At 22.5% G+C, this 3,186-nt stretch carries 3 protein-coding genes and 1 pseudogene; all 4 read left to right on the forward strand.

Annotation, left to right across the window (positions count from 1 at the left end):
• Positions 1-1,188 (forward strand): annotated as a pseudogene (locus K324_RS16090) (hypothetical protein); the annotation flags it as partial.
• The gene (locus tag K324_RS0109435; protein ID WP_026748911.1) at positions 1,181-1,936 is read left to right on the forward strand and encodes a hypothetical protein; all 756 of its coding nucleotides are present in this window, start codon (positions 1,181-1,183) and stop codon (positions 1,934-1,936) included. The pseudogene K324_RS16090 and the gene K324_RS0109435, both read left to right, overlap by 8 nt.
• Positions 1,937-1,953: 17 nt before the next feature.
• Positions 1,954-2,580: a hypothetical protein gene (locus K324_RS0109440; RefSeq protein WP_026748912.1), complete on the forward strand. Its 627-nt coding sequence runs from the start codon at positions 1,954-1,956 to the stop codon at positions 2,578-2,580.
• A gap of 185 nt (positions 2,581-2,765) precedes the next feature.
• Positions 2,766-2,984 (forward strand): hypothetical protein, encoded by a 219-nt coding sequence (locus K324_RS0109445; protein WP_026748913.1) that lies wholly within the window; start codon positions 2,766-2,768, stop codon positions 2,982-2,984.
• The last annotated feature ends 202 nt before the right edge of the window (positions 2,985-3,186 follow it).

Below are 3,186 nucleotides of genomic sequence, written 5' to 3' on the forward strand. Positions count from 1 at the left end.
GCAGGATTAATCGGAACACTTGCAGAAGAGGCAAGCCATATTGTAAATGGAGTGGCAGGAAGACAGATAGCGACTGGAACTGAAGAAAAAGGACTTGAAAGTACAGGAAGGGCCGCAAATGCTTACTTCAAGGAAGAGTACAAGGGAAGCAACCAGAATATGACGTACAGGTCTGACGGGAAGATTGATACTAGCAAGCTGGGGACTAATGTGGGAGATGAAATTATTTTAGAAGTAGGAAACAATGAAGAATTAAAAAAATATTTAAACTATGGTAAAAAATTTGCAATAGAAGAATTTTTAAATAAAATTAATAAAGGAAATAAATCAGAAATGCAAGGGATATTAGTAGATTTATTAAATTCGGATAAATTACTTTTACGAGATAATTTAAAATCTGAGAATTATAAAAGAGAATTAGATGTATATCAATTTGCTAATGTGGATACTTTAGGAACAAAGATTATGGATGATGGCTCAATAAAAATCGAAATAAAAGAAAAAGGAAGTTTAAAAGGGGTTGATGATTATACAAAATTTAAAACAGAAGCTGTTAGAGAAATTATTAATAGTCCAATTAAATTTATAGTTCATCCTATAGATGAAAAAAACGTTACTAAAGAATTAGAACTAAATAAAGATTGGTATCGTCATAATATGGCTACGAATTATGAGATATCGAAAAAAGGTGAAACTGTAGCAGATATAATATTTTATAATTTTAATTATATAGATAAAAATATAAATACAAACAATTTAACATATTACAGTATAGATGAAAAAGGGAAATCTAAAGAAATAAAATATAAAAGTAAAATACCAGGTGAACAACATGAATTTGTAGGACATCCTTATGATTATATTTTATCGAATAAAAATAAAATGAAATATTTTGATTCTGAAAATGTAAGAAAAATAATTACAAAAGAAGGAATAATGTATTTAGAAAATAGATATGTTAAAATTAAAAATTCAAATGGAAAAGAAGAATATATTATGCAACCTTTTTATCCTGATGAAGTAAATACTCTTTGGATTGAAAGAAAAGTAATGGATAAACTCAATGGACCAAACCCCCAAAATATAAGATTTTTTTATAATAAAAGTGTTATAGGAAAAGAAATAAGAGTTAAAAATTTAAAAGAGAAAACAGAACTTTTTGATAAAGGAAATATAAAAAATGAATAAAATAATAATATATTTTTTATTCTTATCAATGTTTGTTTTAGGAAATAATAATATTATATGGCAAGATGTTAAAGAATATGAAAATATTTCTAAAAATGAGGTTTTTTCTATTAAAGTTATTGATTTTAGAAATCGAAAAAATATAAAAACCAATAATATTAATGATAAAATTATTACTCTACAAGAAATGTCTTCTTCAGAAAGTTGGGAATATGTCGGTATATTAAATATTTATTATTACCGTGACGGAACATTGAAATTAGAAATTCCTGAAGATATAGAACAAAAAAATATGATTAAAATAAATACAGAATATAAAAAAATATTATCTCCTTCTATAAAAAATGTCTTGGAAAATTCATTTCAACAAGCCAATATAAGTGAATATATGCAAGATTTAAATATTAAATATATTAATTATGAATTTTCTGAAATTAATAATCAGAGTTCTAAAATAAATCTTAAAGAATTGTGTAAAAAAGAAGAGATGATAAAAAAATATCAAAAGAATAATAATGGGAAAATTCCATTGAGTATACCTATCAAAAGTAAATATGAAATTCAAAAAGATATCACTTTGTATGATATAACCTATAATAATCATAATTTTATAATTTATGATAATGAAAATAATTTTAAAGATAAGAAATTATTAACATTTATACAAACTATAAAAGATATTATAGAAAAACTAAGAAAGGAGAATAGTTTATATATAGATAATGAAAATGCTATTTATAATTTTTAGTGAAAGGTTGGGGATTGGTGAAAATACTATATATTTTTTTATTTAGTTTATATTTTTTGTCTTCAAAAAATATGTTGGCAATTTCTCAAAATTCAATTTCTAACTGTTATTTAAATATATCAGATGAAGAAATATATAATCCAAATAAAATTGTTGAAAGACCGATTAAAAATATAGAATTAAATATAAGAAACAATCATAAATTTAAAATAAATCGTAAAAAATATATTGATTTTTCTCATTGGAATGTATCTGAAATAAATATTTTTGAAAATAAAGAAATCTATTTAAAAATAGTAAAAGAAATAAGAGGAATTAATCATATTGTTTTTGAAAATAAAAATTTGGGCATAATTGAAAAATTGAATTTATCAACAGAGGCAATATTATCGATTTCTAATGACAATATATCATTTTTCCCAGAAGAGATAACGTCTAAAGAAAATATTGTAAAAAATCAAAATTCTGATGAAACAAATCCTAAAATTATTAAATTTAATGAAGAAAAAATTAAAAATCCTATAGTTTATGAAATAGTGTATAAAGGTTATATGTTTAAATTGATAGGAAATGAAAATTTATATCAAAATCAGGAAATAAAAAGATTTATAAGATACTTAAAAAGTTTAGAAATCTATATGTAGCACAAAATTATCATGAATTTTTATATTTTTTAAATTTATCACAATATATTATATAATCTATGTGTATTAAAAAGGTTGGATTGATTAGAAGAAAAAGAAAAAATGATAAAAATTATGAAATATGAAAGTCCCTATATAATGTAAGAAATTTTAAAAGTAATTTTAGTAAAGAAAGGATGAGTATAATGCCATATAAAAATAAAAGAAGAAGTTTGAGATTTTTATTATTTTTAATATTATGTACAATTACATTTTCAGCTGAAAATAGTAAAAAAATAGAAAAAGTTAATTTAGAAGGATTTATATCTGATCATGAAATAATTTATCATATTAATTTACTTAAAAATAATTCAAAAGAAAATATTGATAAGAAGAATTTTGAATTAGAAAATGAAAGTGAGTAATTAAATTATAAAAGTTTTAAATAATCGTTGTTGTAAAAGACGGCGGTTATTTTTCTCACATTCTTCATACATTCCAAATAATTACTGCAACAAATTTTGAAAACTCCGTAACATTGGGAAATGCAGTCCAGTTAAAGAATGGACAGGAAAAACTGTATTTAACATATAGACACGGGAGCAGAAGGAGCTCCGCAAACGGAAC

It is taken from the genome of Leptotrichia trevisanii DSM 22070, from assembly GCF_000482505.1.
Classification (GTDB): Bacteria; Fusobacteriota; Fusobacteriia; order Fusobacteriales; family Leptotrichiaceae; genus Leptotrichia; species Leptotrichia trevisanii.

Coding starts and splice junctions, on each gene's coding strand:
- K324_RS0109435 (WP_026748911.1), top strand. CDS start 1,181: ATGAATAAAATAATAATATATTTTTTATTCTTATCAATGTTTGTTTTA.
- K324_RS0109445 (WP_026748913.1), top strand. CDS start 2,766: ATGCCATATAAAAATAAAAGAAGAAGTTTGAGATTTTTATTATTTTTA.